Annotated in this window: 25 protein-coding genes; 11 read left to right on the plus strand and 14 right to left on the minus strand. The window is 73.9% G+C overall.

The window, feature by feature from the left end:
- Positions 1-366 (plus strand): aldo/keto reductase (locus AC529_RS07665; RefSeq protein ID WP_198156344.1); only part of this gene is annotated, 366 nt, incomplete at its 5' end.
- A 19-nt stretch (positions 367-385) separates the two neighbouring features.
- On the opposite strand, the gene AC529_RS07670 is transcribed toward AC529_RS07665, so the two are convergent.
- The 6 genes from AC529_RS07670 to AC529_RS07690 form a co-directional block, all read right to left on the minus strand.
- Positions 386-2,197 (minus strand): ATP-binding cassette domain-containing protein, encoded by a 1,812-nt coding sequence (locus AC529_RS07670; protein ID WP_068755078.1) that lies wholly within the window; start codon positions 2,195-2,197, stop codon positions 386-388.
- Positions 2,194-3,927 carry an ATP-binding cassette domain-containing protein gene (locus AC529_RS07675; protein WP_157080108.1) on the minus strand — a complete coding sequence of 578 codons (1,734 nt, stop codon included), beginning with the start codon at positions 3,925-3,927 and terminating at the stop codon, positions 2,194-2,196. Before AC529_RS07675 ends, AC529_RS07670 begins: the two co-directional genes overlap by 4 nt.
- A gap of 117 nt (positions 3,928-4,044) precedes the next feature.
- Entirely contained in the window at positions 4,045-4,176 is a 132-nt protein-coding gene (locus AC529_RS21155; protein WP_269745535.1) for a hypothetical protein, read from the minus strand.
- A gap of 97 nt (positions 4,177-4,273) precedes the next feature.
- A complete protein-coding gene (gene lanKC, locus AC529_RS07680; protein ID WP_157080109.1) occupies positions 4,274-6,862 on the minus strand; it encodes a class III lanthionine synthetase LanKC in 2,589 nt (862 codons plus the stop codon).
- 178 nt (positions 6,863-7,040) lie between these two features.
- Complete coding sequence (locus AC529_RS07685) at positions 7,041-9,575, minus strand: FtsX-like permease family protein (protein ID WP_068755085.1); 2,535 nt, start codon at positions 9,573-9,575, stop codon at positions 7,041-7,043.
- Entirely contained in the window at positions 9,572-10,357 is a 786-nt protein-coding gene (locus AC529_RS07690) for an ABC transporter ATP-binding protein (protein ID WP_083948029.1), read from the minus strand. Before AC529_RS07690 ends, AC529_RS07685 begins: the two co-directional genes overlap by 4 nt.
- Positions 10,358-10,691: 334 nt before the next feature.
- Here AC529_RS07690 and AC529_RS07695 point away from each other — a divergent pair, with 334 nt between their 5' ends.
- The 3 genes from AC529_RS07695 to AC529_RS07705 are packed head-to-tail and all read left to right on the plus strand — an operon-like array spanning position 10,692 to position 12,966.
- Positions 10,692-11,951: a sensor histidine kinase gene (locus AC529_RS07695; protein ID WP_198156345.1), complete on the plus strand. Its 1,260-nt coding sequence runs from the start codon at positions 10,692-10,694 to the stop codon at positions 11,949-11,951.
- Positions 11,939-12,583 (plus strand): response regulator transcription factor, encoded by a 645-nt coding sequence (locus AC529_RS07700; RefSeq protein ID WP_068755087.1) that lies wholly within the window; start codon positions 11,939-11,941, stop codon positions 12,581-12,583. Before AC529_RS07695 ends, AC529_RS07700 begins: the two co-directional genes overlap by 13 nt.
- Positions 12,584-12,627: 44 nt before the next feature.
- Positions 12,628-12,966 (plus strand): helix-turn-helix domain-containing protein, encoded by a 339-nt coding sequence (locus AC529_RS07705; RefSeq protein WP_068755089.1) that lies wholly within the window; start codon positions 12,628-12,630, stop codon positions 12,964-12,966.
- Positions 12,967-13,296: 330 nt separating this feature from the next.
- Here AC529_RS07705 and AC529_RS07710 read toward each other — a convergent pair whose 3' ends face one another.
- Positions 13,297-13,842 (minus strand): hypothetical protein, encoded by a 546-nt coding sequence (locus AC529_RS07710; RefSeq protein ID WP_157080110.1) that lies wholly within the window; start codon positions 13,840-13,842, stop codon positions 13,297-13,299.
- A gap of 522 nt (positions 13,843-14,364) precedes the next feature.
- On the opposite strand from AC529_RS07710, the gene AC529_RS07715 reads away from it, so the two are divergent.
- Positions 14,365-15,543, plus strand: coding sequence for an epoxide hydrolase family protein (locus AC529_RS07715; RefSeq protein WP_068755093.1), 1,179 nt, complete (start codon positions 14,365-14,367; stop codon positions 15,541-15,543).
- A gap of 189 nt (positions 15,544-15,732) precedes the next feature.
- On the opposite strand, the gene AC529_RS07720 is transcribed toward AC529_RS07715, so the two are convergent.
- Positions 15,733-16,164 (minus strand): DUF742 domain-containing protein, encoded by a 432-nt coding sequence (locus AC529_RS07720; protein WP_232306626.1) that lies wholly within the window; start codon positions 16,162-16,164, stop codon positions 15,733-15,735.
- A gap of 635 nt (positions 16,165-16,799) precedes the next feature.
- On the opposite strand from AC529_RS07720, the gene AC529_RS07725 reads away from it, so the two are divergent.
- From AC529_RS07725 to AC529_RS07735, 3 genes are all read left to right on the plus strand, one after another.
- The gene (locus AC529_RS07725; RefSeq protein WP_083948030.1) at positions 16,800-18,275 is read left to right on the plus strand and encodes a helix-turn-helix domain-containing protein; all 1,476 of its coding nucleotides are present in this window, start codon (positions 16,800-16,802) and stop codon (positions 18,273-18,275) included.
- 16 nt (positions 18,276-18,291) lie between these two features.
- Positions 18,292-18,771, plus strand: coding sequence for a hypothetical protein (locus AC529_RS07730; protein WP_068755097.1), 480 nt, complete (start codon positions 18,292-18,294; stop codon positions 18,769-18,771).
- A gap of 872 nt (positions 18,772-19,643) precedes the next feature.
- Complete coding sequence (locus tag AC529_RS07735) at positions 19,644-20,063, plus strand: ATP-binding protein (RefSeq protein WP_068755098.1); 420 nt, start codon at positions 19,644-19,646, stop codon at positions 20,061-20,063.
- 50 nt (positions 20,064-20,113) lie between these two features.
- On the opposite strand, the gene AC529_RS07740 is transcribed toward AC529_RS07735, so the two are convergent.
- Entirely contained in the window at positions 20,114-20,770 is a 657-nt protein-coding gene (locus AC529_RS07740; protein ID WP_083948031.1) for a TetR/AcrR family transcriptional regulator, read from the minus strand.
- Positions 20,771-20,853: 83 nt separating this feature from the next.
- On the opposite strand from AC529_RS07740, the gene AC529_RS07745 reads away from it, so the two are divergent.
- Entirely contained in the window at positions 20,854-21,750 is an 897-nt protein-coding gene (locus AC529_RS07745) for a Vgb family protein (protein WP_068755100.1), read from the plus strand.
- Positions 21,751-22,151: 401 nt separating this feature from the next.
- Here the strand turns inward: AC529_RS07745 and AC529_RS07750 are convergent, their stop codons facing one another.
- Both AC529_RS07750 and AC529_RS07755 read right to left on the minus strand, forming a co-directional pair.
- Positions 22,152-22,343, minus strand: a complete 192-nt coding sequence (locus tag AC529_RS07750; RefSeq protein WP_068755102.1) for a DUF397 domain-containing protein — start codon at positions 22,341-22,343, stop codon at positions 22,152-22,154.
- The gene (locus AC529_RS07755) at positions 22,343-23,158 is read right to left on the minus strand and encodes a helix-turn-helix domain-containing protein (RefSeq protein WP_232306627.1); all 816 of its coding nucleotides are present in this window, start codon (positions 23,156-23,158) and stop codon (positions 22,343-22,345) included. Before AC529_RS07755 ends, AC529_RS07750 begins: the two co-directional genes overlap by 1 nt.
- Before the next feature lie 782 nt (positions 23,159-23,940).
- Between AC529_RS07755 and AC529_RS07760 the strand changes: the two genes are divergently transcribed.
- Positions 23,941-24,150, plus strand: coding sequence for a hypothetical protein (locus AC529_RS07760; RefSeq protein ID WP_068755105.1), 210 nt, complete (start codon positions 23,941-23,943; stop codon positions 24,148-24,150).
- A 115-nt stretch (positions 24,151-24,265) separates the two neighbouring features.
- Here the strand turns inward: AC529_RS07760 and AC529_RS07765 are convergent, their stop codons facing one another.
- From AC529_RS07765 to AC529_RS07775, 3 genes are all read right to left on the minus strand, one after another.
- Complete coding sequence (locus AC529_RS07765) at positions 24,266-24,838, minus strand: NADPH-dependent FMN reductase (RefSeq protein WP_068755911.1); 573 nt, start codon at positions 24,836-24,838, stop codon at positions 24,266-24,268.
- Between the two features lie 183 nt (positions 24,839-25,021).
- Positions 25,022-25,582, minus strand: coding sequence for a DUF3224 domain-containing protein (locus AC529_RS07770; RefSeq protein WP_068755107.1), 561 nt, complete (start codon positions 25,580-25,582; stop codon positions 25,022-25,024).
- A gap of 137 nt (positions 25,583-25,719) precedes the next feature.
- Positions 25,720-26,175, minus strand: a complete 456-nt coding sequence (locus AC529_RS07775; RefSeq protein WP_068755110.1) for a hypothetical protein — start codon at positions 26,173-26,175, stop codon at positions 25,720-25,722.
- A gap of 216 nt (positions 26,176-26,391) precedes the next feature.
- On the opposite strand from AC529_RS07775, the gene AC529_RS07780 reads away from it, so the two are divergent.
- Complete coding sequence (locus AC529_RS07780) at positions 26,392-26,955, plus strand: hypothetical protein (protein ID WP_068755112.1); 564 nt, start codon at positions 26,392-26,394, stop codon at positions 26,953-26,955.
- Positions 26,956-26,965: the final 10 nt, after the last annotated feature.

Genomic DNA, 26,965 nt, shown 5'->3' on the forward strand with positions numbered 1-26,965 from the left:
AGCCCGCTGGCCAGCGGGCTGTTCACCGGCCGGATCACGGCCGACACCGTCTTCGCGCCCGGCGACTGGCGGGCGCACTCCCCGGCGTTCCACGGCGAGGCGCTGCGCCGCAACCTCGCGCTCGTGGGCCGGCTGGCGGAACTGGCCGGAGCCGGCGGGCTCACGGTCGGCCAGTTGGCGATCGCGTGGGTGCTGGCCCAGCCCGGCGTGCACGCCGCGGTCGTGGGGGCGCACCACCTCCACAACGTCGACAGTTGCCTCGCCGCGGCGGAGGCCCACCTCACCGCCGAGGACCTCGCCGCCGTTGAGCGGATCGCCGCCGACGCGGTGCCGGTCGGGGGAGCCGCCCCCGAGACCGTCGCCTGAGCGCCCCGCGCGGCGGACGTCACCGCGGAGCCGGGGGAGCCGGTCCCGGCGGGGCGGGCAGGGCATCCGCGGCCGCCGCCCCGGCGCTGGGGGAACCTCCTCCGGGGAAGGCGGCGGCCCCGCCCTCGGGACCACCGGGAGAGCCCGTGGGCTGTGCCCCCATGAGGTCGCGGTAGTCGGGCGAGGTACGCAGCAGCTCCCGGTGGGTGCCGCTGACGGCCCTGCCCTGGGCGACCAGGACCACCCGATCGGCCCGCCGGGCGGCCTCCACGCGGTGGGCCACGACGACCAGGGTGCGCCCCGAGGCCCGTAGCGCCTCCTCGACCCGGGGGTCGCACTCCGGGCTGAGATGGCTGGTGGCCTCGTCGAGGACGACGATCCCGGCCTCGGTCAGCAGGGGCCGCACCAGGGCGACCAGTTGGCGTTCTCCCGGGGTCAGCGCCCCCGGGTCCACCGGCGCGTCCAGTCCGCCCAGACGGCGGACCAGGTCGGCGGCCCCCACCTGACGGGCCGCCCGGTGGATCCGGCCGTCGTCGACGGGGCGGTCGGCCAGGTACGTCAGGTTCTCGCGGACGGTCGCCGCGAAGACGTGCCCGTGCTGGGGGAGCACGACGATCTCCCCGGAGTCCTCCGGCGCCCTGCCGTCGAGGCGCACCGTTCCCCGCTGCGGTCGGACCAGCCCGCAGAGAAGGTCGACCAGGGTGGTCTTGCCCGCCCCGCTCGGCCCCACCACCGCCACGTGCTCCCCCGGCAGGATGACGAGGTCGAGGTCGCGGAAGACCGGTTCACCGGCTCCGTAGGAGAAGGAGACCGAGGAGAAGCGGATGAGCGGCGCCCGGCCGGTGGGGCGCTGCCGCGCGGCCCGGGAGAGGACCCGGTCCGGGGGAGCCGTCTCGTCGGCGCTGATCCGCTGGAGCGCGGTGACCAGGCGGGGGACCGAGTCCGCGGCTGTCTGGACGAAGGAGTGCAGGGCCGGGACCAGGCCGGTCGAGATGTAGGTGAGCGCACCGGACAGCTCCCCGGCGCTCAGACCGCCGTCCGACAGGAGCGGCGCACAGCCGAGGACGAGGACCAGCGGCAGGTAGCCGCCGATCGCCACCACCGCGCTCCTGACCGAGCCCAGGTGGGCTGCGGCACGCTCCGCTGCCGCCTGCCGGTCCGCCAGGGCGGACACCTCCTCCGCCACCCGCCGCTGGGCCCCCAGGGCCGTGATGTCGCGAAGCGCGGTCACCGCCGACTCCACACCGGCCGACAGCTCCTCCTCCGCCAGGTAGACCCGGCGCTGCCGGGCCAGCAGTCGCCGCAGGGAGAAGGCCAGCACCGCCAGCGCCGCGGCCACCGGCGGAAGCACCAGGGCGATGAGGGGCGGCGACAGCAGTGCCAGGCCCGCGGCGACCGACGCGACCGTGGCGCACAGCCCGGCCGCCCCCAGGAGGACCCCCGCCGTCACCCCGCGCACGGCTTCGGTCTGGCGGGTCAGGCGGGCCAGCGCCCGCTCCCCCGGGAGGCGCGGGTCCACGCAGACCGCGGCGAGAGCGGCGGCGACGACGCGGGCGGCCAGCCGGTCGCGCAGCGGTTCCACCACGGCGGCCAGGGAGCGGAAGGTGCGGCGCGCCGCCACCGAGCCCGCCACGGCGGTCAACGGGACGAGCGACGCGGTGAGGAGGCCCAGGAGCGGTCGGCCGCCGAGGAAGCCCTCGTCGACCGCGTAGGCGACCAGGCGCCCCGTCGCCAGGGTCGGCAGGGTCTGCACGGTGCTCCACACCAGCAGTGCGAGCAGGGGCCGTCGCCCCGCCCACAGGGAGCGCAGGTAGTCCCGGCCCGCGGTCACGGCTCCGCCCGTCCCGCGAGGCGGGGTGCCGGCCCGGAACCGGGAGCCTGGGCCAGCGCCGCCCGGTAGTCCGGATCGGAGACCAGGACGCGGTGCGGGGCGACGCCGCGGATCCGGGGGCCGTCGAACCACACGACCAGGTCCGCCCGCGCCGCGACAGAGGCCCGCCGGGTGACCAGGAGCCGGGAGCCGCGCCGGGGAGCGACGGTGAGCACCCGGTTGACCAGGCGTTCGGTGACCGTGTCGAGGTTGGAGGTGGCGTCCTCGGCGACCAGCAGGCGCGGCTCACGGAAGAGCGCCCGGGCGATTCCCAGGCGTTGCCGCTCCCCGTCGGACACGGCCACCGCGTGGAGCGGGGTGTGCCAGCCCAGCGGGAGCCGGGCCACGTAGTCGTCGATCGCGGCGGCCCGGGCGGCTGCCTGGAGCCTGTCCGGTGCAGGGGCGTCGCCTCCCACGGCCTGCTCCAGGGTCCTGCCGAACAGCCGGGGAGCCGAGGGGGCGTATCCGACGGCCGCACGCAGCTCCTCTGGGCGCAGCTCCGCCAGGTCCGCCCCGTCCAGGAGGACTCTCCCGGAGTCGGGGTCCATGAGCCGTGCGGCGAGCCAGGCCACCGCCGTCCCCTGCGGCCCCGCCGCGACGACGGCGGTGACCCCTCCGCCCGGCACGACCAGGTTCACCCGGTCCAGCAGCAGCCGTCCGGCGGAGTCGGCCACGGTGACGTCCTCTAGGCGCAGCTCCCCCCTGCCCTCCGGCAGGGGGAGGGAGCCGTGGCGGGGGCGGGGGCGGGCCAGGAGGCTGTCCACCTGCCCCGCTCCGGCCCGCGCCCGGGCGACCGTGGAGAGCAGGGCGGCCTGGTCGAACACGGCCAGCCCTTGCACCGCGTACAGCAGGGCGGCCGCGAGTGCTCCCGGGGTCAGCCGCCCCTGGACGACACCGGTCCCGGCCACCGCGAGAACGGCGCCCTGGACGGCGGGGACCAGGACCTCCACCCCTCGGGTGGCACGTCCCACGGCCTCCCAGAAGGCGCGGCCCGCCGCGTGCAGCGGGCCGAGGGCGGCCAGGATCTGGCGGGCCTCCCGCTTCGCGGTCCCCGACACGGCTATGGTCCGCGCCCCGGCGATGCTGTTCAGCAGCCGCTCCGCGAGACACGCCTGGGCGTGCTGGTAGCGGTGGGCGGCCTCGGTGCTGTCGGCCATGAAGCGCCACAGCACCAGGAAGCCGAAGGAGGCGACCACTCCGTAGGCGCCCAGGGTCCACAGGTCCAGCAGGCCCAGGGCGGCGACCGCCCCCAGCGCCGACAGGGCCGTGATCGCGGACTGGGCCAGGGCCACCGGGCCGCCCGCGGCCTCCGGCGCCCCCGCGACGACGGGCACGGCGAGGGCGCCGCCTCCGGTGGCGGAGAGCGGGCGCGGGGGGCCGGAGAGCAGCCCGCCGACGGCGTCGCGCCGCAGCCGGGCCGTGGCCCGCGCGGTGAAGTGGGCGCGGGTCACGGACGCCGCGGCCTCACCCAGGACGACCAGCCCGCACACCGCGGCGACCGAGGCCAGGGGGCCGGCCACGGCGGAACCCGAAAGAACCGAGTCCACCGCGGAGGCCAGGACCGCCGGCAGGGCGAGACCCGCAGCCGACCGGGCCGCCAGGGCGAGGACGTGCGCTGCGAGCGGGCCTCGGCCGTGGGAGGCCGCGGACAGGAGCAGCCGGTCGGCCCGGGGGTCGATGATGCGGTTCACCACTCTGCTTCTTCCGTGTCTGTGCCGGGGAGGCGGCGGGCGGAGTGGAGCCCCCGGGGGGCGGCGCGGTCCGCCCTCCCCCCGGGGGCCGGGGCTGCCGTGCGGCGACGGCGGTGGTCAGCAGTTGCCCCAGGTGAAGGAGGAAGGCCAGCCCGGGCAGGGGGAGACCACGCTGAGGGTGCTGACGAGGCCGGTGGTCTCCTGCTCGGCGGCGGCTTCCAGGAGCTGGAATCCGAGGATTCGGCTCATCGTTCTTCTCCTTTCTGGACGTGGGACGGATGTACCTCGGGGCCCGGAGGCCCCTTCCGGGCGGAGGCCCGGAAGACTCGGGTGCGCGAGGGGCGGCTCAGGAGGTCCGACCCGCGGCTTCGGGAGGGCCGTACGCGAGGAACGGCAGCGACCGTCCCCCGCCGTAGGCGTTGAGCGCGAGCAGGATTCCGGCGGCCCCGGAGGCGAGGTCGGCCGAGAAGCGCAGCAGGTGGTTGCCCGCGAAGGCCAGGTGGCCCGCATGGGTGCCCGCGTAGAGGGGGAGCCCTTCGACGAGGCGCCGGGCGGTTCGCCGCAGATGCTCGTCGGGGCGCAGCGACAGCGCCTGGGCGAGGTAGAGGAGGATGCCCGCCCGGCCGTTGAACACGCCGGGAAGGTAGTAGAACTCGTACGACGCGGCGCGGTCGATCCCCGACCGCGCCTCCAGGAGCTTCGGGTCCTCCGTCCCGGTCGAGGCCAGGTACTGGTCCAGGGCTATGCCCACCCCGGTGCTGCCGAACTCCAGGTAGGGAAGGGTGCGCCAGTCGTCGGACACCTCGAGGGAGTCGTTCTTGGTCACCGTGCACCGGTCCAGGTCCCGGGTGAGCGCCCGCAGCGCCAGGTCGAGCGCGGCGGAGTCGCCCGTGCGCCGGTGCAACCGGAGGAAGAACAGGCAGGCCCCCGACCAGCCGTGCACGAGTCCGGCGCGGACCTTCTCGGCCGCGGTGTCGGGCTGCTGCGCCATCGCGGTGGCCAGGCGGTCGGCCACGCGCAGTGCCGCCTCGTGGAACTCCCGGTCTCCGGTCTCCTCGGCGAAGTGCAGGAGGTTGAGTCCTTCACCGGCCAGCCCGCGGAAGAGCCCGAAGCCTTCCTGCTCGGTCGCGGGGGAGCGCAGCCCGGCCCGTTCCAGGACGTCGAGGGCGTCGGAGCGGCGGCCGAGCCGGTCCAGGGCGTAGGCGATGCCGTGGAGCCCGGTGTAGAAGCCGGGATGCACCTCGTCGGCCTCGGCCGTGCGGCGGACCAGCCACTCCTCGTGTTCGACGGGGCGGGGAAGCCCCGATTCGGCCAGGGCGAGGAGGACTCCGGCGGCTCCGAAGGCGAGTCCGAGGCCGTCGCAGGTGAGGAACTGCTCGATGTCTCCGGGGTAGAGCCGGTCGTGCCGCTCGGGGGTCGCGCTGAGCCGGATCCCCTGGGCGATCTCCGCTTTCAGGGCGGCGTCCTCGACGGGCCTGCCGGACAGGTAGGACGCGGCGACGGGGGAGAGGGGGAGCGGGGGCCCGTGCCGGGAGGGGGCCGCCGCCTCCGGGCTCAGGTCGGCGAGCAGTCCGGCGGCGAAGTCCCTGGGAAGGCGGAAACGCCGTTCCGCGGCGCGCACGAGCTGCTCGACCTTGCCGGGGGCGCGCAGCAGCATGGGGGTGACCGGCAGGAACATGTCGAGCTTCAGGCAGGCCAGCACCCACCGGTCGGCGGCGGTCCCCCGCAGTCCCGGCGGTGCGACGAAGCCGGGAGCGCCCTGGGGAGCCCGCCACTGCGGGTCGTCCAACGCGCTGAACTCGAAGTCGACGAACACCGGGGAGCCGTCCTCGCGGAGGATGATGTTCTTGGGGTGGAGGTCCCCGATGACGACCCCGCGGGCGTGGATGCGCCGCACCGCCTCCTCGATCTGGGCGAGCGTGTCCAGAGCCCAACGCACGTACTCCTGGTCACGCTCCGCGGAGAACCCGGGGACCAGAACGGGGGTGCGGTTCATGGCGGCGCGTTTCAGGACGAGCCCTTCGACGTGCTCCAGCACCACGAACTTGTGCTCCCAGGCGGTGAACAGGCCGTGGTACTCGGGGACGCAGTCCAGGCCCGACAGCCGCTCCAGCACGGCGGCCTCCCGCTCCAGCCGGGTGACGGCGTCGTCGCCGAGGACGTCCACCCCCGCCCACGGCCGCGCCTCCTTGAGCACCACCGTCCGCCCGTCGCGCCTGTCTCGGGCGCGGTAGACGCCGCCGGCGTTGGAGAAGTGCAGGGCCGTTTCGGGGGTGAAGGGGAAGTCCTCCGCGTCGTCCTCGTCCTGCGCGGCTTCGGCGAGGAAGGCGGGCATCGGGACCCAGGAGGGCGGGCGGAAGCCAGGCTCGCGCGGATCGGGAACCAGCTCCCCCTCGGGGGTCTCGATCGCGTGCACCCGCCTTCCGTCAGCGGTCACGCAGTAGCGTTCACGAAATCCCCCGTAACGTACGTAAAGCGGCCCGGACTTCCAGCGCAGATCGCTGAGGACATAGGGCCCGGGAATTCCCGAGAGGGATTCTCCGAGTTCGGTGAGAATGTTCTTCAGCTCTGTCTCGTTGCGTGTGTAGAGGGTGCAGAACTTTCCGCTGGAGCCCCGGTCCGCGTATTTGGAGTTCTGTGCTCTCAGCTCGTGGGGTCCGCGGAGGAACTTGAAGGAGATCCCGTTGGTGAAACAGTAGGAGGAGACCTCGTGGAGCGTTTTCTCCGCGTGCTCCTCCGACGTGCTCACATGGACCTTCCAGCCCTGGTCGGGCAGGGGACGGGGTGCGGAGAAGGAGACCCAGGGCCCCTGGGACCCGCGCCGCCACCCCCGCGGCGCGCGAGCAGAGGCGAGGGCGAAACCGCCGTCCCGGCGGTGCGGTCGGTCATAGAAATCCGTTCCCTCTGGGCAGAAAAGAAGGTAGCGGCCGTCCATCTCCTCGAATCCCCCGGCGGTTCACGGATCGCGGATTTCTTCGGGAAATCCGGAGGACCTTCCGTCCAGGTCCGGAGAGGATTAGAACACGAGGAAACGCGTTTCCGTCGCCCACTGACCAAACTCCGACCAGACACCGACCGCCCGGCGCCGCTCCCCGGGGAGCGGCGCCGGGCGGTCAGGACCGGCGGACCACGTGCAGCGGGCGGGAGCGCAGCGCCACCACGGCGGGGAGCGTGCCCGCGGCCAGACCGATCGCCGCGACGGTGGCCGCCACCGCCGCGTACTGGTCCGCGGCCACCGCGAGCACGACGGTCCCCCCGGTCAGGGCGTGGCTCATGGCGGCGAGCCCGAGCAGCGCCACGCCGCTGCCCACCGCGAGCGCGGTGACGCAGACCAGCAGCGTCTCGGCGGCCACCACGCCGACCACCTGCCGGGCGGAGGCCCCCACGAGGCGCAGCAGCGCGAACCGGCGGCCCCGCCCCCCGACGGAGACGAGCAGGGAGTTGACCGCGCTGATCCCGGCGTACCCCGCGACGAGCGCCACCATGAGATGCAGGATCCAGTCGTCGCCCGTGCTGAGCTGCTCCTGCTGCTCCAGGTGGGCGGCACGGTCGGTGACCCGCGTCTCGGGGCCCGCGTCGAGCGACCGCTCCAGTGCGCGCAGGGTCTGCGCCGGATCGGCCTCGGGGTCGAGGGCGACGTAGACCCCGCTGTCCATGCTGTCCAGCATGCGGGGGGCGAGCGACGCCCGGGGGAGCAGCACGGCGGGGAACTCGATCCCCGCCCGGTAGACGACCGCGATCCGCGCCTCCAGGCGGACCCCGTCGGGGCCCAGCAGGGTCGCGGTGTCGCCGACCCGCCACCCGTGGTCCCGGGCGACGTCCGCGTTCAGGGCGACCGCGTCCGCACCGAAGTCCTCCCAGGAGCCCGCCACGGCGTCGAACCGGTAGACGTGCGGCACCGCCTCCGGGGCCACGAGGTAGGTGGTCAGGGAGGCTCCGGGACCGGCCGGGCCGACCGCGGCCGTGACCGTCTGCCGGAACCCCGTCGCGGCGGCGACTCCGGGCACCTGCTCGGCGGCCCTGGCGACCTGCTCGGGAAGACCGACCCCGGCCGCCCCGGAGACCACCGCCTGGGCCGCGATCCGCTGCCCGTAGGAGTGGAGCAGGGCGCTGTCCGTGGTGCTCCCCTGGAACAGCAGCAGGACCGCCACCGCGGTGGTGACCAGCAGCGGGACGAGCGTCCCGGAGGCCCGGCGCGGATCCGTCCACAGCTCCCGGCGGACCAGCAGCGTCACCGGTCCGCGGCCGCCCGCCAGCCGGAGGAGCGGCAGCGCGCCCCGCACCAGCAGCGGCGAGAGCAGCACGGCGCCCAGAACCAGCACGGCCGTCCCCGACAGCGCCGCGACCACCGCGCCCTGGCTGCCGGCCGTGACCGCGGAGGCCACCAGCAGGCCGGCGCCCGTGCACACCGCCGCCGCGCCCGAGACGGTCCGCAGCCGCGGAAGCGGAGCGGGTTCGACCTCGGCGGCGCGCAGCGCCTCCACCGGAGCGGTGCGGCCCGCGAGCCGCGCCGGACGCCAGGAGGCGACGAGGGGCACTGCCACGACCACGGCAGCACCGACGGCCAGAGAGGACCAGTCGAAGACCGGTGCGAACCCGTCGGGCAGCACCCCACGGGCCTCGAAGAGCCGGGCCAGCCCCTCGGTGAGCAGTACCCCGAGCCCGCAGGCGGGCAGGACGGCGATCCCTCCCACCACGAGCGCCTCTCCGAGCACGAGGCGGCGGATCTGGCCCGCGGATGCGCCCACCATGCGCAGCAGCGCGAACTCCCCGAAGCGGTCCCGCACCGTCAACGCGGTCAGGCTGGCCGTCATGACCGCGGCGACCGCCAGCGCCAGCCCGGCCGTCATGCCCAGGAAGCGGCCCATGCCCGAGGCCAGTTCCCGTCCCGTGTAGTCCAGGAGGAGCGCCTCGGAGCGCGCCGGACCGGTGAGCACCCGGGTCTGCGGCGCGGCATCGCGGACGGCGTCGGCGACCGCGAGCGGGTCGGCGCCGGGGGAGGGCCAGACCAGGGCGGCCACGGGGTCCCCGCCGAGCCGGCCGGCCCTGTCGGGCGGGAAGAACACCGACCGCTCCGCGCTGCGGCTCTCGACCGTCCCGCTGACCCGTGCTTCCAGCACCCCCTCGGGGGTCAGGATCCGCGCCCGGTCCCCCGCGGCCAGCCCGGCCTCGGCCGCGGTCCGCTCGTCGACCGCGACCTCCCCCGGGTGCCGGGGGCCGCGTCCGGTGACCGGGGTGAGCGCCTCGGCCTCGGCCAGCGCCCAGGAGTGGCCCCAGGACCGGTCGGTCATCCCCCCGAGGGTGCGGTCGTCCGCGAGCACGTAGGCGGGGAAGGGGGCTTCGGTCTCGACACGGCCGACCCCGGGCAGGTCCTCGAGCTCTGCCACGGTCGCGGGAGGCAGCCGGACCGGCTCGCCCGCTGGTGTGGCGGCGAGCGTGGCGCCCTCCTCGGGCACGCGTCCGGTCACCACGACGGGGACCGCGTCCAACCGCCAGGACGCGGTCCCGCCCGAGGCGGCCAGCCGGTCCGCGGAGTCCTGGAGGGCGAACGCGGCGATGGTCAGTCCACCGCCCAGGGCCGTGGCCAGCAGGGACAGCAGCAGGGAACGCAGGCGTGCGGCGACACTGCGGACGATCAGGGTGATCACGACTGCTCCAGGCGCTTGAGCCGCTCCAGGACGGCGGAGGCGTCGGGGGAGACGAGCTCGCCGGCGAGCCGTCCGTCACGCAGGAACAGGACGCGGTCGGCGCGGGCGGCCGCCACCGGGTCGTGCGTGACCATGACGACGCTCTGCCCGTTGCGGTCCACGGCGTGGCGCAGCGCGTCCAGTACCCGCTGTCCGGAACGGGAGTCGAGGTTGCCGGTGGGCTCGTCGGCGAAGACCACCACCGGCCGGTGGATCAGGGCCCGGGCGACCGCGACCCGCTGCTGCTGGCCCCCCGACAGCTCGGAGGGCCGGTGCCGCACCCGCTCGGCCAGCCCGAGGAAGGCGACGAGTTCGTCCCGCCACGAGGAGTCCACGGGGCGTCCCGACAGGCGCTGGCCGATGGTGATGTTCTCCTCCACGGTCAGGGTCGGGATCAGGTGGAACGACTGGAACACGAACCCGACGGCCTCCGAACGCAGCCGGGTCAGTTCCTTTTCGGACATCCGGGTGATGTCGCGGCCCGCCACGACGACCTCCCCCGAGTCGGGGGACTCCAGCCCGGCGAGGCAGTGCAGGAAAGTGCTCTTCCCCGAGCCGGACGGCCCCATGACCGCGGTGAAGACGCCCCGTTCGAAGGACGCGGTCACCCCGTCCAGGGCGCGGACGGCTGCGGGGCCTTTTCCGTGGGTTTTGGTGAGTCCGACCGTCCACACCGGCGGGGAGCCGTCGCGGCCGGTGCGGCCTGGCCGGTTGTGGCCAGTGCCGGGCGGGGTCCACTCCATGCGCTGCTCCGTCTTTTCCGCTGCTGAACTGGGGGAGGAGGAGGGACACGGCCGTGTGCCGCGTCCTGCGGGTGTTGCACCGTTCAGTCAAGCGGGGCGAAACGCACACGTCACTGGCGGTAGTGGGAGAAGTCAAGTCGAAGAAGTTCTACTGTTGATGGTCGACGTTCTTCTCCCTTCGCTGTTTCCCGGTTCCGTGTTTCAATTCCGTTAACGGCATTGCGCGGGTTTCCGGAAATAACGGAGGACGGACGGGAGGACACGGGTGCGGGGCCCCGTCGGAACACGATCGGAAGACGGCGGGCAGGAAGAGCTCGACCATTCCCGCTCCGCCGTGGGACAGGAGCGCTCCACCGCTGAGGAGACCTTCTGGCAGGCCGCCGCGCGGGCACCGCTGGGGGTGCTGGCCACCTCGTGGCCGTGGCGTTCCCTGCTCTACCTTGCGACCTCCCTTCCCCTGGCCGTGCTCTGGCTGTCGCTGTGCTGGCCGCTGCTGGCGGCGGCCGGGGTGCCCCTGGGGGCGGTGGAACGGCGCAGGCTGCGGCTGCTGGAGCGGGAGCCCGCGGACTCCCCCCACGGGCCGGTGGGCTCCGGGGGACCGGTCGGCTGGGTGCGGCGCCGACTGGGGGAGGCGGCGACGTGGCGGGAGCTCTCCTACGGGCTGCTGCTGGCGGTGTTCGGCCTGGCCGAGGCGGTCGTGGTGGCCGTCGCGGCGGGAGTGCCGTTCACCCTCCTGGCCGCGCCCGTGCTGCGGGGCTCCGGTCTCGTCCCCGCGGGCGACCTGAGCGGGCTCCTTGGCGGGCGGCTGTTCCCGGGGCTCGGCGACGTCGGCAACGTGTTCGTCGGACTGCTCGTGCTCCCGCTCTCCGCCTACCTGGTGATGGTGCTGGCGGCGGGGCACGCGAGGGCGGCGCGGCTGCTGCTCACCGCCGACCGCGGGGAAGAGCTCGACCGGAGGCTCGGCGAGGTGGTCCGGTCACGCGCCCGGATCGTGGACGCCTTCACCGCCGAACGCCGCAGCATCGAACGGAACCTGCACGACGGGGCCCAGCAGCGCCTCACGGCGCTCGTCATGCGGCTGGGCATGGCCCTGGCCCGCTTCGAGGACGACCCGCAGGCGGCCCGCGCCCTGGTCGAGCGGGCGCACCGGGAGGCCCAGGAGACCCTGGAGGAGCTGCGCGACCTCGTCCACGGCATCCACCCCGCGGCCCTGACCGAACGGGGCCTCGTCGCGGCCGTGGAGGAACTCGCCGATTCCTGCCCGGTCGAGGCGGTGGTCGACGCGGCCGAGGTCGGACGGCTGCCCGAGCCGGTGGAGTCCACCGCCTACTTCTGCGCCGCCGAACTCGTCACCAACGCGGTCCGGCACGCACGGGCCGACCAGGTCCGGCTGTCGCTGCGCGTCACCGGGAAGAGGAGGAAGTTCCTGGAGCTCACGGTGACCGACGACGGCGTGGGCGGCGCCGACCCCGCACGCGGGACGGGACTGACCGGGCTGGCGGACCGGGCGGCGGTCCACGGCGGCACGGTCGTGCTGCACAGCCCCAGGGGAGGCCCCACAACGGTGGAGGTGAGGATTCCGTGCGCGTCGTGATCGCCGAGGACTCGACCCTGCTGCGCGAAGGGCTGGCACAACTGGTCGCTCTGGGAGGCCACGAGGTCGTGGCGACGGTCGGCGACGCCCCGGGACTGCTGGCGGCCGTGGCCGAGCACGAACCAGACGTCGCGGTCACCGACGTGCGCATGCCGCCGGGCAACGAGGACGACGGGCTGCGCGCGGCGGTGCAGCTCACCCGGACCCATCCCGACGTGGGCATCCTGGTCCTGTCCCAGTACGTCATGCGGGCGACCGCCGCAGAACTGCTGGAGAGCGCGACGGCGGGGGTCGGCTACCTGCTCAAGGACCGGGTCGGCGACGTCGCCGAGTTCATCGACACCCTGGAGCGGGTGGCCGCCGGGGGCACGGCGGTCGACCAGGAGGTGGTCCGGCGGCTCCTGGGGCGCCAGCGCAACCGGTCGGCACTGGACCGGCTGAGCCCGCGGGAGAGAGAGGTCCTGGCCCTGATGGCGCAGGGCCGCTCCAACGCGGCCATCGCCAGGGCGCTGGTGGTCACCGAGGCGGCCGTGGCCAAGCACGTCAGCGGGATCTTCGCCAAGCTCGGACTTCCCGCGGCGCCGGAAGACAACCGCCGCGTCCTTGCAGTGCTCACCTACCTGGGCGCCTGAGCACGTCTCGAACGACGACTGAACGATTGAGGAGAGGTGACAGCATGCCGACCCCACACGGCCGGGACACCGGAGGCCAGGCCTCCCGGGACCTTCCGGCCCGGGTCCTGCTGGGGCTGGAGATCAGGCACGCCCGCATGGCACGAGGGCTTTCGCAGCGTGAACTGGCCCGCCGGATCGGTCTCAGCGCCCACAGCAACATCGTCGACTACGAACTGGGCCGCAGGCTCCCTCCCACCGACATCGTCACCGCAGTGGAGAAGGCGCTGCGGGTGTCCGACCACAGACTGAGGCGGCTGCACGCCCAGGCGATGGACGAGCGTGCCCGCAGGCGGCTGCGCGACACCGAACTTCGGCTGGGGCTGCGCACGGCCGACCCGTGACCGCGGGCGCAGCCGACGGGAAACGTCGCCTGATCGGGCATCCGGTCGCCCCGTGACCGGTCCGGTGGCTCCGGCGGAGGACACGGCGCGGCCCGCCGCGCAGGCGTACGGCCGACCGGCCGCGCAGAAGAACGGCGGGCCGGTCGGCCGACTCCGGCGTCCCGCCGGGGCGGCCGCGTCGGGAGAGCCTTCCCGGCAGAGCCGCTCCCGGCCGTCTCGGCGGGCGGCCGGGAGCGGCGGGGGAGAGGGCTCGTGGGAGGCGCGGACCGAGTGGTGCGCCCGGCGGAGCCCTTCCCGCACGGGACCGGAGGGGAGGAGAGCCCGCCCGTGTCACCGGCTGCCCCGGGCCGCGGCGGCCCGGCGGTCGACGGCGCCGCGCCACCACGGCCCGGAAGAGCGGTGGCGTCCCCCTCCGGGCAGCCGCGACCGGTGGGCGTCCCCGACGGCCGGCTGCGGCCGCAGGCGGATCCCCGACAGCAGACCGGGCTGCCGCGGCGGCGGGTCCTTCGACCGGGCGCGCAGCAGGCCCCGCCCGGCCGCACGGTGGCAGGGGCACTGCGCCACGGCAGCCGTCGAGGCGGGCCGCAGCCCGCGGGGACAGCCCAGCCGCGCGGCGGCCCGCCGCTCCGCGGCCGCGAGGAGTTCGGCCAGGCTGACGAGGACGGCACCGGCGGAGCCGCCCCGGCGCTCCCGCTCGGAACGGAGCTGGAGGAACAGCAGCAGCGTTCCCGGCAGCACCGAGACGGTCGCGAGGAGCGAACCGAGCACCGGCCACCCGGTGCCGACGCCGTCCGCCAGGAAGAACGACCACGCCCACAGCGCGGTGACCGCCGCGCAGAAGACGAGGAACCACAGCCGAGACAGCAGGCGCCACACGGCGGCGGAGCACCGGCCCAAGACCTTCCGGGACCGGGGAGCCGCAGGGCTCCGCGGCGTCCCGCCCACGTTTCCCGTTCCGTCCATGTCCGGCGACTAGCCCTCCGCGACACCGTCAAAACACCGCGGGCCGCAACCGCCGACAGGACAGGCCTTCCGGAACGCCCGAGCCCGGACGGGAACCGGCGGGCGTCCTTCCCGTGCCCGCACCCGCCCGCCGTCTCCGGTCCGGGCGGTCGGGAGGCGGTGCGTGCGCCGCGCAGGGCCCGCGGGGCGTCGCGGGCGTTGCGCGGAGCCGGTCGGCAGCGCCGCGCAGCGTGCCGGGCGCAGGAGGCCGCCCCGCGCCCGGTCCGTGAGAACGGCCTCCTGCGCACTGTCCAGGCGCCGACCGCGACCGGGGACGGGGCGGCGCCCCGGCCCGGGGCCGTGGGGTGTGCTCTGCGGACCGGACGGCGGAGGACCGGAAAGCCTAGCGCCCAATTGAGGACGAAAACTGTCCTGAATAATCCCTACCGTGGAGGCATGACCAAGAGCAGACCCGATATCCGCCCCTTCCGTGTCGCCTCCCCCCAGGACCGGCTCGACGACCTGAAGGCGCGTCTGGCCCGCGCCCGCTGGCCCGAGGAGCTGCCCGGAGTCGGGTGGAGCCGCGGCGTGCCGGTGGACTACCTGCGGCAGCTCGCCGAGTACTGGCGCACCGGGTACGACTGGCGCGCCCAGGAGGCCGCGCTCAACGCCCACCCGCAGTTCCTGACCGCCGTCGACGGCCAGAACCTCCACTTCCTGCACGTGCGCTCGCCGGAGCCGGACGCCCTGCCGCTGGTGCTGCTGCACGGCTGGCCCGGCAGCTTCGCGGACTTCCTCGACGTGATCGGGCCGCTGGCGGACCCCCGCGCCCACGGCGGCGACCCCGCGGACGCCTTCCACGTCGTGGTCCCCTCACTGCCCGGCTTCGGCTTCTCCACCCCGCTGGCCGGACCCGGCATGGGGCCCGCGCGCATGGCCGGGGTCCTGGCCGGGCTGATGGCGCGGCTCGGCTATACCCGCTACGGGGTCCAGGGCTACGACACCGGCTCCTGGGTCGCCCCCGAGATGGGCCGCTGCGACACCGAGCACGTCGTCGGCGTGCACCTCAACGCGGCGATGGCCTTCCCCGCGGGCGAGGACGACTTCGACGGCCTCACCGAGGCCGAGCAGCGGCGCTGGCAGCGGATGCAGGACGGCAACGACTCCTACCTGCAGTGCAACGCCAAACGGCCGCAGACCGTGGCCTACGGGCTGCACGACTCGCCCGTCGGCCAGCTCGCCTGGATCGTGGAGAGGTTCAAGGAGCTCACCCACCCCGAGGAGGCGCTGCCCGAGGAGTGCGTCGACCGCGACCGCATCCTCACCGGCGCCACCCTGTACTGGCTGACCGGCACGGCCGCGTCGGCAGCACAGGTCTACTACGAGGCGATGTCCGCGCAGTCCTGGGACGGGGACGCGGACTCCTGGGACGGGGAGGGCCGGACGGGCGGGCGGGGCACGGTCCCGACCGGTGTGCTGGTCTCCGCGCAGGACGTGACCGTCCGCCGCTGGGCCGAACGCGACCACGCCGTGGTGCGCTGGACCGAGCTCGACCGGGGCGGCCACTTCCTCGCCATGGAGGAACCCGACCTGCTGGTCGACGACGTGCGCGCCTTCTTCCGCGCGCTCCGTTGACCCGGCCGCGTCCGGCGGGGCCGGGGCGGCTGCGGGCCGACCGGTGCCCGCGTCCCGTGCCGCTGTGCGGGCGCCCGCCGTCGTGCCGGACGGCGGGCGCGGTGCGCGGGGACCGGGCACGGGCGCCGAAGGCCGCCCCGCCCGCGCCCGGTCGTCTGGTTCCGGCACGGCGGAGCCCGCCGCGGGCGCTCACAGGCGGTACAGCCCGGCCAGCACCCGCTCCAGCAGATCGCGGTCCACGCGCACCGGGGGGACGTCGGCCACCAGTGCGGCCTCCCGCAGCAGGCCCACCAGCACCACGACCGTGCCCAGCGGCAGGCCCACGTCGGCGGCGAGGTCCCGCACCCGCGCCCCGTCCGGACCCGCGCGCAGGCAGGAGGCGTAGAGCACCGCGGCGGGGCGGGGCAGGTCGTCGGGCAGGGGCCGACCCGGGTCGCGGACCCGCACCCGGTGGAGTTCGGTGACCGGGGGCCGCCTCCTTCTCCGCCGTCCCACGTAGGACCCCATGGCGCAGCGGTTGGGGAGCCCTGAACCGGTCTCCCAGCGCACGGTGGCGCCGTACCCGCTGCCGGGGTGGGAGTGCGTGACGGCCGAGCCGTCTCTCTGCTCCGGCAGCGTCACCGCGGTTCTTCCCGTGGAGGGGAAAGGGGGGAGGCGGTCTTTGGGAGGACCTTCGGGTGGTCTGCTGCCGCGCATGGTCTTCCTTCCTTGCTGAGGGTCGGGAAGAGGGAGGAAGGGGCAGCGCTGTTCTCCGGTCCGCTGCCTCACCTATTGAGCGGTACGGGACCGGGCGCGGTCGAGTCCCGGAAACAGACATTGTCAACGGTCGGAAACTCCCGCTCCCTCCCGGCCGTGCCCGGCCCCGCCGTCTCCACGGCGGGGCCGGACCAGCTGCGGGACTTTCCCGTATCTACTGTCCCCGACCGCGCACTGCGGAAATACTGGACCGGTCAGTCTGAGCCGGAAATTCCCCTATGATCCGACAAAGGTGCAGGTCAGCGAGTTGGTGGCTGGAGCTCGTCCCTCCTGCGGGTTGTGCCGGGAAAACCTGGAAAGTGACTCTGAACACAGTCGGAGGGCATAGGCCCAGGTGGAAGAGGTGTCACTGGAGAGGAAGGGGAAACTGGCGGCCGGAAATCAGCATCATCCAGTCCAATCGTGAATAATCCCTACTAATCAGTAGACCCCTTCCGGTACAAGGGAGATGCTGAATCCGACAACGCGTTCAGCCGACCTGAATCGCAGAGGAGGAGCCGGTGCCCCGACCCCCGAAGCCGCTGCGCCCCGAACGGTCGCCCGCCGACTGGTTCGGCGCGGAACTTCGGTACTGGCGTGAACACCGGAAACTGACCCAACGGGAACTCGCCCAGCGCGTGTGGGTGAGTACGAGTCTGGTCGGACGGATCGAGGCCGCCGAGCGTTCCTGCCCCCCGGAGCTGGCGCGCCAGTTCGACGAGGTCCTCCAGACCGGAGGGGTGCTCAGCCGCGCACTGCGTTTGGTCGCCGCGACCAAGGGGGATCCCGACACAAAATCAGAAAACAGTGAAAAACCGGCAGGACCTCCCCCCAGGGTCGAGAACGCGCCCCCCGAGCCCTCCCAGACCTTGTGGCCGGTGTCGGGAACGATCCGAGACATCGCTGAAACCACGGTGAATGACCTGATGAAACGCAGAGACGCGCTGGCGGCGGGCGGTGCGCTGGTCGTCGGTACCGCACTGACCGAGGCCCTGGAGCGCTGGCTCGTCCCCGCCCGCAGGCCGGCTGCGTCGGGGTACTCCCTCCTGGGGGAGAGCGACCTGGAGAGGATCGAGGCCGGGGTGGCCGCCCTGCGCCACTGGGACGACCGGTGGCGGCTGGGCATCAGCCGCAAGGCGGTGGTGGCCCAGCTCTCCGAGGTTGCGGAGCTGGCCGCGGAGGCGCAGCCCGCGGCGGTGCAGCCCCGCCTGTTCCTGGTGCTGGCGGAGCTGTCGCGGATCGTGGCGTCGATGGCCTACGACGAGGGCGACCACCCCAGTGCGCAGAAGTACTACACGCTCTCCCTGCGGGCCGCCCACCAGGCGGGGCCCGGATACGAGCTGTACGGGGTGGGCATCCTCGCCGACATGGCCCGCCAGATGCTCGACCTGCACCGGCCCCAGGACGCGCTGGAGATCTCCCGGCTGGCGTTGGACGGCGCCCGGTCCCGCAAGGCGCCCGCCCCGATGATGTCGATGCTCTACACCCGCGAGGGGTGGGCCTACGCGAGGCTGGGGCGCGTCCAGGCGTTCCGCAGGACCGTCGCCCAGGCAGAGGAGCTGCTCGACGGCGGCGACTCCGAACCGCTGCCGGAGTGGGCGCGCGTGATCGACCATGCGGAGCTGGCCGGAGTGGTGGGGGCGCGCTACCGGGACCTCGCCCAGGGGCAGGACGACCCGGTGGCGAAGCGCAAGAGCGCCCAGGAGTCGGTCGACTACATCACCCGGGCGCTGCGGCTGCGGCCGCCCGCGCAGCGCCGCAACCAGGCGTTCGACCTCATCGGCCTGGGACGCACCTACCTGCTGCTCGGCGAGCCGGCCGAGGCCGCCAACACCGTCTGCAACGCGATCTCCCTCGTGGGCGGACTGGGCTCGGGCCGGGTCCAGCGGCGCCTGCGCGACTGGCACCGCGAGGCCGCGCCGTTCCACCGGGAACCGGCGGTGGCGGAACTGCGCGACGAACTGTCCCGTACGCTCCTGACCAAGAGTCGAAAGTGACGAAAGGGATTCAGGAGTGCGAATCGGAATCACCGGGCATTCCAATCTGGCCGCCGACTGCCTGGACCTGGTGAGACAGGCCCTCGCCGATGCGCTGGCTCCGTACGCGGACAGCGGCCTCGTCGGGGTCTCCTGCCTGGCCCGCGGCGCCGACCAGCTCTTCGCCGAGGCGGTGCTGGAGGCCGGAGGGAGCCTGGAGGTGGTGCTCCCCTCCGCCGACTACCGGGAGACCAAGGTCAAGCCGGAGGAGCGGGAGCAGTTCGACCGGCTGCTGGTCCGCTCGGCGTGGGTGCGCTACATGTCGCACCTGAGCGCGGGCAGGCAGGCGTACGAGGACGCCAACGAGGCGGTCATCGGCAGCGTCGACCGCCTGTTCGCGGTCTGGGACGGCCGGCCCGCCGCGGGCCGGGGCGGCACCGCCGACGCGGTGGCCGCCGCGCGCGCCAGGGGAGTGCCGGTCGACGTCATCTGGCCCGAGGGAGCCCGCCGGGAGTAGACGGCTTTCCGGGAGCGTTCCCAAAGCCTCGAGAACAGCAAAGCGCGGAAAGTCAAGCCCCGGAAACCGACAATTCTGAACAGGTCCGGGACGGCCGCTGTGCGGACCACCCCCTCCGAGCCGCACCGCAGCGCCGCCCCGGTCCGCTGCGGCGCAGCGGCCCCGCAGGAGCCGGGGCCGCGTGTCCGCACCCCGCGCGGCGGACCTGCACCGGGACTCCTGCCGCAGGATTGTCGGATTCGCCTGTCAACCCGCCGTGCGGGAGGGGTGGAGGCCGGTCCGCGCCCGCCCCTCCCCGGCGCTCCGCCGCCGTGTGCTCCGCGGCCGCTCGCGGCACCCCCTCCACCAGCCGCGACTCCGGCCGCCGGGATCCGGCACGGCGGCGGCGGCCGTCCTGCGGTCCCCGTCGAACAGAACGGGCCCGTCGGGTCTCCCGCGGAGCGGTCTGTGCTCCGCCTTGCACAGGGCTAAACGGTCACTTTCCGGCTTTTGGCGTCGAATGTCGGAAAAAGGGAATACCAGGCTTTTCTGTAAGGGAAATCACGCGTAGCGTGACGATCACCCCTCCCGGTGAGGCAGCGGTGTGGCCACGGGGGAAGTGACCCGTGCCCACCCGCCGCTCGATGAGGCCAGGGTGGCGCGGTCCCCGGGACCCGGGACACACGCCTCCGCCGGACCGGGCGGCGCACAAGCGAGAACAGGGGCGCGCCCCCGGTGCACGCGGCACCGGAACGGGCACGCCTCCCGATCGAAAGCGCAGGTGGAGGACTATGGCCGAAGCTGCCTTCACGGCCGGCCGGACCGCGGCGAACGCTTCGCTGGTCGTCCCGTTTCCAGGCCGCCCCTCCCCGGAGACGGGGGGAGGAGCGGCCATGTCCGCCAAGGTCTTCCCGGGCCTCCCCGACAGCGTCGCCGCCGCCCGCGCGTTCGTGGTCGGCTACCTGCGCGACAGCGCGGAGGACGTCCCCGAGGAGGCGGTGGAGCGGGCCGAGCTGATCGTCTCCGAACTGGCCACCAACGCCGTGCACCACACCCGCTCCGGCGACCCCGGCGGCTCCTACGAGGTCCGCGTCGGGGTGGAGCGCCGCGCGCTCCGCGCCGAGGTCCGTACCGCGCAGCCGCGCGCGCACACCGTGCCGCACGTCGTCTTCACGGCCGACAACCCGCTGCGCGAGAGCGGCCGCGGCATGTTCCTCGTCAACCTGCTGGCCACCCGCTGGGGCACGCTGGCCGCCCCGGTCCAGGGGGTCTACTTCGTCCTGCGCTGGCCGGACGCCCGGCTCCGGCCCTGAGCGCCCGACCGCGGGAACCGGGGACGGGACGGGACCCGCGGGCCCGGTGCTCACCGGGAGCGGCCCGGCCCGCCGCGGGCCGGGCCGCCCCCCGGCGAGGTGTCGCCGCCGCAGTCGCGCAGCAGGCCGGAGGCCGCCGCGGCGCAGGCGGCCCGGGCATAGCCCTCGGCCTCCTCGCGGGTGACCGGACGGCCCAGCAGGATCCGCTGGTGGTAGAGCGGTCCGGTCGCCGCGACCAGCAGCCGCCGCGGGTCGGTGCCGGGAGGTGCCTCGCCGCGCTCCACGGCCCGGTGCACCACCGCCGCGCACCGCTCGTAGCGGTCCTCCCAGAACCGGTGCAGCGCCTCCCTCGCCTCGGGGGAGCGGAAGGAGGCCGCGACCACCGCTGCGGTCACCGACGGCTCCGCGGTCAGTGCCGCGTGGACCTCCCGGTTCACCGCGACCAGGTCTCCCTCTAGCGACCCGGTGTCCGGCGCCTGCCAGTCGTCCTCGGCGCCCGCGTCGAGCAGGTCGACCAGGAGCATCGGGACGCTGCCCCACCTGCGGTAGAGCGTGGTGCGGTGCACGCCGGAGCGGTCGGCGACCGCGTCGAGGGTCAGCCCGTCGAGGCCGGACTCGGCGAGCAGGGCGTCCGCGGCGGCGAGGACGGCGGCGCGCACCCGGGCGCTGCGGCCGCCCGGCCGCCTCCGGGAATCAGGTTGGGCCATGGGACCATCTTAATGCTACTTTTGTAGCGTTAAGAACGGTGTGGTGACCGGTCGGCACCGCCGCCCGGACCCGAGGAGGACCCATGTCTGTTGTGGAGTACCAGGTCGGAGCGGGCGCCTACGGAGTGGTGGCCGACCTCGACGGCGGAGCCTGGACCACCCTGGTCTCCAGCGGACGGCTGGCACGGGTCGACCGGGACGGCCGGGTGCGCCACGTCGACCTGGGCGCGGCGCAGAGCCGCCCGATGGCTCTGGCCCAGGGGCCGGACGGTGCGCTGTGGTTCAGCCGCGGCGACGACCGGATCGGCCGCCTGGACCGCTCCGGGAACCTCTCCTGCTTCCCCCTCGCTCCGGGCTCCTCCCCCTACGGGGTGTGCGCCGGACCCGACGGGGCGGTCTGGTTCACGCTCCTCAACGCCGACCGCGTCGGGCGGGTCACCCCCGACGGCGGTGTCGAGGAGTTCGACCTGCCGCTCTCCGGGGCCTTCCCCTCCGCGATCGCGGCGGGGCCCGACGGGGCGCTCTGGTTCACCCTGCACCGGGCCGACGCGCTCGGCCGGATCACCGTCGACGGCTCGGTCGCCCTCCACCCGCTGCCCGCCCGCGGCGCGGGGCCGGTGGGCGTCCACGGCGGTGCGGACGCCGTGTGGTTCACCGAGATCGGCGCGGGCCGCGTCGGACGCCTCCGACCGGGCGGCGCGGTCGAGGAGTTCGCCCTTCCCGACCCCGGCAGCCGGCCGCACGCCGTCGTCGCGACCCCGGACGGCGGCTGCTGGGCGACCCTGTGGGGCAGCGGCTCGGCCGTGCGCCTCGACGCCGACGGCGCCGTCGTCACCGCGGTGGACTTCGGGGCGGACTCCGAACCCCACGGACTGGCCCTCGCCGACGACGGGTCCCTGTGGGTGGCCCTGGAACGGGGCGCGCTCGCCCGCGTGGACCCCCGCAGCGCGTCCCACGGCGGGAGCGGCCCCGTCCGGTGAGCGGGGAGCACGGGCCGGGCGGCTGCCGGGTGGGCGGGTCGGAACCGGGGAGGGACCGGGCAGGGAGGAGCAGGGCGAAGGCGGGCGGCCGCACGCGCGACGGGCGGCGGCCCCGCCCGGGGAAGGCGGGCGGCCCGGAGGGGACGGGGGAACGAACGGGGCGGAGGGGCGGCGGTCGCGGAAGGCTCCTCGCCGGGAGAGGGGCTTCGGAGCCCGGAAGGCCTCCGGCGCGTCCGCCGGAGAACCTGCCGGGGTCTGGGGCGGGAACCGGTCAGAGGACCGGGAGCGCGGGTCCGCGCTTCGGGGCCAGGGGGAGGCCGGGTACGGTCGGGCGGCGGGCTCCGCTCACCCGCTTCGACGGCCTCCGGCGTCGTGCGGTCCAGGGACGCCGGAGAAACCGGTCACAGCCGTCCGTCCTTCAGGCCGACCAGGAAGGCCGCCCACGCTCCCGGGGAGAACTCCAGATGGCCGAGGTCGCGGTGGCGGGTGTCGCGGACCAGGACGGCGCGCGGGGTCTCGGCGACCTCGACGCAGTCCCCGCCGCTCTCGTTGCTGTAGCTGGACTTGTGCCACACGGGGCCGTGCACGCTCATCAGAACTCTCCTCGGAGCCGTTCGATCAACTGGCGGGACGCGCCCAGGGGCAGGGCCGCGCCCCGCAGGTCGGAGAACAGTTGAGCGTAGTCCTCCACCGCTTCCGGGTCCTCCGTGGGCTTCCCGAACCGCCGGGTCTCCACGTACAGCACAGGGCTCTTGCGGGGGACCGTGAAGAGGGTGAAACCGTTGGACAGCCCGGGGTGGTGGTCGCTGTCGTAGGGCACCACCTGGAGGGACACGTGCGGTTTGGCGCTCTCGGCCAGCAGGTGGTCCAACTGGCGGCGCATGATCTCCCGTCCTCCGGTGGGGCGGCGCAGCACTCCCTCGTCCAGCACGACGACCAGGCGGGGCGGACGCTCGCGGTCGAAGATCGCCTTGCGGCTCATCCGGCCGCACACCAGGTCCTCGATCTCGGCGGGGGTGTCCCGCGGGCGGCCGACCCGGAAGATGTGCTCGGCGTATTCCTGGGTCTGGAGAAGTCCGGGAACCAGCAGAGGGTGGTAGACCCAGATCTCGGAGGCGGCCCGTTCGATGTCGGCCACCTTCTCGTACCAGGTCGGCAGGCCGGTTCTGCGCGAGCGGTCCCACAGTTCGGTCAGTGTTCCCGGAGTGCCGAGCGCGGCGTCGATACGTTCCACATGGTCCCTTTTGATGCCGCGCACACCGCGTTCCATCGCGCTGAGCATGGTCGGCGAGAGGGCCACCAGTTTCGCCAGCTCCTCCTGGGAAAGACCAGCGTGTTGGCGGTGTTCCCGGATCTGCCGACCGATCCTTATCCAACGGCTCCCGTCTTTCTGCACACCTTTCCTCATTTCTGCACTGATTCAGCACAGTTGGTCACTGTGTCGGACTTGTTTCTTCACTTTAGTCAAACGACTGGAAAGCAACCATCGGTTCGGAGAGTGTGAATAGCGAAGACGGCCGGAGGGACCCGTACTTCCGGCAGACTTCGCCACACTTCCAGATTTGGGATAATCGTGCTGAATCAGGAAGTTTGTTCTCGATTCGATGGATCCAGGTGGTGACCCGTGGACCAGGCTGCGGCCCGACAAGCCTCCCGCCTGTGGCGCCCCTCCCCCCGCACGCGCAGTGCGGACGGCGTCCCCGCGGACCCGTCCGGCACGCCGGACAGCGGGGGCGCTGCACACCGGTGCGGCATTGCTGTGCAGGGTCGGCACTCCCTGCCCGGTACTCCCGGGACAGCGGTGCAGCGGGTCGGAGGAGCCGTCGCGGAACCCGCGAGCGCCGTCCGGCTGCGCGCGGACGGCGGGACGGTCCGGGAGGAGCGCTCACGGCGGCACCCGGCCGTCCCCGGCGGCCCGTCCCGCGGGCACGGCCCCGTCCGGCTCCCCCGCCACCGATCCTTCCCCCGCCGGGGCGGCCTCCGCCCCGGAAAGAAGGGGCCCTCCCTCTTTCACCGACGGGCCGACGGCTGTCCCCCCTCCCGCTGACGGCCCACCGGTTCCCGGGCGGCGCTCCGGACTCCCTCCGTGGGACACCCGCCCGGGAACCGGCCTCCCAGCCGGCGGGGCGGGCCGTCTTCCCCGACTTCTGCGGCTCCGCCCCGCCCCACCACTCCCACCAGACACATCCCATGAGCCACACCGACACCCCCGTCACCCTGTACGCAGGTCCCCTGGACGGCCTGGCCCTCCCCGCCGCCGTCCTGACCGAACTCGTCCACGACCACGGCAGCGAACGCCTGCTCTTCCTCACCCGCTTCGGCGTGCCCGGCCTCTACCGGGAGCGCGGCGGCCGGTGGGTCTACGCCTCCCCCGGACTGCTCGGAGGGAAAGTCCCCTGATCCGACGGGGGAGCGGCGCCGGTGTCCGCCCGGGCGCGGGGCCGGCCGCGCCGCCTCCCGGTGGAGGACGGCTGCCGGGAGGCGGTCCGGCGCCGGAAGCGGAGCCGAGCGCCGGTCAGCCCGCCGCTGTTCCCGACCTCTCCCGGTGGGAGAACACACGGGCCGCGTACACGACCTCGCCGGCCACGGTGCACAGCCCCTCGCGGGCCGCGGCGACGCCGCAGCCCGCCGCGGAGTCCGCGGTGTTGACGACACAGCCGTAGGGGGTGGGCCAGCCGCGCAGCGCGTGGACGATCGTCCGCAGGGTGGACAGCGTCTGCACCCCCGCCTGCCAGCCCCTGGCCACGGCGATGCAGCCCACCGGCCGTCCCGACAGGTACGTGCGGTCGTCCCCGGCGAGGTCCTCGGCGTAGTCGAGGGCGTTCTTGAGCATTCCGGGGACCGAGCCGTGGTAGGCCGCGCTCGACAGGACGACGCCCGAGCACTCCCGCAGCGCCTCGACGAGCTCCCGGGCCCACGGGCTGCGGACGGTGGTCGTGGGGTCGTACATGGGCAGCCGTTTGAGGCAGTCGCCGGAGAACATCCGGGTCTCGGCGCCCAGCCGGGCGGCCTCCTCCAGCGCGGTGCGCAGCGCCCGGTCGCTCGACGAGGCGGGGCTGACGGTTCCCCCGATACCGACGACCAACATCACGCTCCAGCCTTTCCGTGCAGAGCCTCGTCCTTCGACGTCCCGCCGGCGCCGGTGCGGCGGTCCCGCGCCGCCCGCGCCCGCGGGCGGCCGCCGACGCCTCCCGGACCGTCGGGCGGGAGCTCCCCCGGCCGCCGGGGCGGGTCACGCGTCCCCGGACGGCTCCCGCCGGGGAGCGGCGGTTCAGGGAAGCTGGTACTTCAGGGTGATGTGGGCCTGGGGGGTGCCCGTCGTGTTGATGGTGCCGCAGCCGCGCAGTCCGGTCAGCTCACCGGTGGCCGACCCCTCGACGATGCGCCAGTAGGAGCTGATCGCTCCGTTGCTGTCCATGGTCCCGGCGGCCTCCATGCCGAAGGTGCCCGAGCGGCCGTCGAGCTCCCCGACGAAGCGCCCCAGGCCGCTGCTCTTCGAGCTGCCGTCGGGCTGGACCACCTCGATGTACACGTGGTAGCCGTTGCCCTTCAGGCCGCCGGAGAACTCGGTCTGGAACTGGGTGTCGACGATCTGGGTGCCGCTGGGGTCGTCCGGCGGCCCGATCTCCGTGACGGTCTGGTCCAGCAGGTCGACGGTCGCCGTGAGGGTCTCCCCCGTGCGGGGGCACTCCCGCTGCCAGGGGGGTCCGGAGCGGGAGAAGTGGTCCGACTGCGACCACGCCAGGGCTGTCGATGCCGACGCCACGCCGACCAGGACCGCCCCCGCAACGGCCACCAGGACGACGGTGCGACGGCGACGGGGTTTCTCCATGCCTGCCCCTTTTCCTTAAAACGGTCTTCTCTCAGATTTGCGACAAATCGACCATATGGATCCGGGGAGTGCTCCACATGGCTCCAAAGATGCATCTGAGACACAGAAAGACCCGTGGTACCGGGACCGATGGCCGGTCAGTGCCTTGCGGCCCGCGCCGCCCGCAGGCGGCGCAGAGGGTGGAACGGATAGCTCACCAGGGCGGCACCGCAGGCCAGGGTCGCCAGGGCGAACAGCCACTCGTTTGAGCCGTCGACCGGGTAGACCCGGTTCGCCCGTCCCGTGTCCACGGCCGCGACCTGCTGCCCGACGGCCAGGTCGTCGCGTCCCGCGCCGTAGAAGCCGACCCCCGCCCGGACCGCGCCGCCGTCACCGGGGCGGAAGTCGCCCTCCCACTCGCAGCTCTCGTGCGCCAGGTGCTGCACGCAGCGCACCCGCTGGGCGCTGAACACCCCCGGCTCGCCCATGGCGAAGGTCGCCCGCACGATCGCCGCGGAGTTGGCGGCCACCATCACGACCAGCACCGCCCCGAAGAGGGCGACCGCGACGTCGAACGCCGAGACGCCCCGCCGCCCGCGCTTGTGCTGCTCCACCGGATCCTCCGTTCCCGAAACTGTGGAGGGAAATACAAAAAGGCATGCCGAAAAACCCAGTGGTTTTTCTCTGTCGACTCCCGGAAATTTGGGTGACTTCTTCGGGGAATCCTATTCTGCTATGGACTTCCCGAGTTTTCGGCGTAAAAATGTCCTAAACGCCGCGCGGCGGAATTCCGGTGCGGTCCGGCGGAGAGTCAGAAGGAGGAGTGTGTCATGAGCGGGAAACCGGTGAGAACCATCGAGAAAATGAACACGGTCCACCACAGGAACGCCCTCGTCGTCTTCGGGGTCATCGTCGTCGCGCACTGGGCCGAGCACATTTCCCAGGCCGTCCAGATCTACGTGCTGGGCTGGCCGGTCGCCGAGGCCAGGGGGGTGCTCGGCATTCCCTTTCCCTGGCTGATCGAGTCCGAGTGGCTGCACTACGGCTACGCCCTGATCATGCTGGTGGGGTTCGCCCTGCTGCTGCCGGGCTTCAGGGAGATCTCCCGCCCCTGGTGGCACCTGGCCCTCTGGCTCCAGGTGTGGCACCACCTGGAGCACTTCCTGCTGCTGCTCCAGGCGCTGTCGGGGGTCAACCTGGCCGGAGCGGAGGCGCCGACGAGCCTCGTCCAGTTGCTGATCCCCCGTGTCGAACTCCACCTCCTCTACAACACGATCGTCACCGTGCCGATGGTCGTCGCGATCTGGCTCCACCGCGCAAGCCCCTCCCGCGGTGCCGGGTGCACCTGCGCCGTCCGTGACGAACAGGACCTGGTGACGACCGACCCCCGCTGACCCGGACCGG

The organism is Thermobifida cellulosilytica TB100 (assembly GCF_001517975.1).
Taxonomy (GTDB): Bacteria; Actinomycetota; Actinomycetes; order Streptosporangiales; family Streptosporangiaceae; genus Thermobifida; species Thermobifida cellulosilytica.

Bases quoted from the DNA above. Each gene is read 5' to 3' on its own strand.
- AC529_RS21155 (WP_269745535.1), bottom strand. From the start codon at position 4,176: ATGAGCCGAATCCTCGGATTCCAGCTCCTGGAAGCCGCCGCCGAGCAG.
- lanKC (WP_157080109.1), bottom strand. From the start codon at position 6,862: ATGGACGGCCGCTACCTTCTTTTCTGCCCAGAGGGAACGGATTTCTAT.
- AC529_RS07690 (WP_083948029.1), bottom strand. From the start codon at position 10,357: ATGGAGTGGACCCCGCCCGGCACTGGCCACAACCGGCCAGGCCGCACC.
- AC529_RS07705 (WP_068755089.1), top strand. From the start codon at position 12,628: ATGCCGACCCCACACGGCCGGGACACCGGAGGCCAGGCCTCCCGGGAC.
- AC529_RS07715 (WP_068755093.1), top strand. From the start codon at position 14,365: ATGACCAAGAGCAGACCCGATATCCGCCCCTTCCGTGTCGCCTCCCCC.
- AC529_RS07735 (WP_068755098.1), top strand. From the start codon at position 19,644: ATGTCCGCCAAGGTCTTCCCGGGCCTCCCCGACAGCGTCGCCGCCGCC.
- AC529_RS07740 (WP_083948031.1), bottom strand. From the start codon at position 20,770: ATGGCCCAACCTGATTCCCGGAGGCGGCCGGGCGGCCGCAGCGCCCGG.
- AC529_RS07745 (WP_068755100.1), top strand. From the start codon at position 20,854: ATGTCTGTTGTGGAGTACCAGGTCGGAGCGGGCGCCTACGGAGTGGTG.
- AC529_RS07750 (WP_068755102.1), bottom strand. From the start codon at position 22,343: ATGAGCGTGCACGGCCCCGTGTGGCACAAGTCCAGCTACAGCAACGAG.
- AC529_RS07755 (WP_232306627.1), bottom strand. From the start codon at position 23,158: ATGAGGAAAGGTGTGCAGAAAGACGGGAGCCGTTGGATAAGGATCGGT.
- AC529_RS07760 (WP_068755105.1), top strand. From the start codon at position 23,941: ATGAGCCACACCGACACCCCCGTCACCCTGTACGCAGGTCCCCTGGAC.
- AC529_RS07765 (WP_068755911.1), bottom strand. From the start codon at position 24,838: ATGTTGGTCGTCGGTATCGGGGGAACCGTCAGCCCCGCCTCGTCGAGC.
- AC529_RS07770 (WP_068755107.1), bottom strand. From the start codon at position 25,582: ATGGAGAAACCCCGTCGCCGTCGCACCGTCGTCCTGGTGGCCGTTGCG.
- AC529_RS07780 (WP_068755112.1), top strand. From the start codon at position 26,392: ATGAGCGGGAAACCGGTGAGAACCATCGAGAAAATGAACACGGTCCAC.